The 233-nt window shown below is 51.5% G+C and carries 2 tRNA genes; both read right to left on the bottom strand.

Annotated features, from left to right (window positions below):
• Positions 1–74 (bottom strand) — tRNA-Cys (locus tag AB4583_RS21400).
• A gap of 64 nt (positions 75–138) precedes the next feature.
• Positions 139–225: transfer RNA gene (locus AB4583_RS21395), tRNA-Leu, on the bottom strand.
• Between the last annotated feature and the right edge of the window lie 8 nt (positions 226–233).

Here is a 233-nt window from a genome sequence, read left to right as displayed (position 1 = left end):
TGGAGGCGCCTCCCGGAGTCGAACCGAGGTCCACGGATTTGCAATCCGCTGCATAGCCACTCTGCCAAGGCGCCTTCAATAGTGTTTTAAGAGAACAACTCTTTTGATTAATACCAAGCGAGGTAATAATCAAATAGATGGTGCCCCGGGCCGGACTTGAACCGGCACAACGCGAACGTCGAGGGATTTTAAATCCCTTGTGTCTACCAATTCCACCACCAGGGCACGCAATT

Origin of the sequence: Vibrio sp. 10N.222.49.C12, from assembly GCF_041475025.1 — a bacterium.
In the GTDB taxonomy this organism is placed as follows: Bacteria; Pseudomonadota; Gammaproteobacteria; order Enterobacterales; family Vibrionaceae; genus Vibrio; species Vibrio crassostreae_C.
Note: the sequence above shows the minus strand (reverse complement) of the source record. Positions and strands in the feature narration are given on the sequence as shown.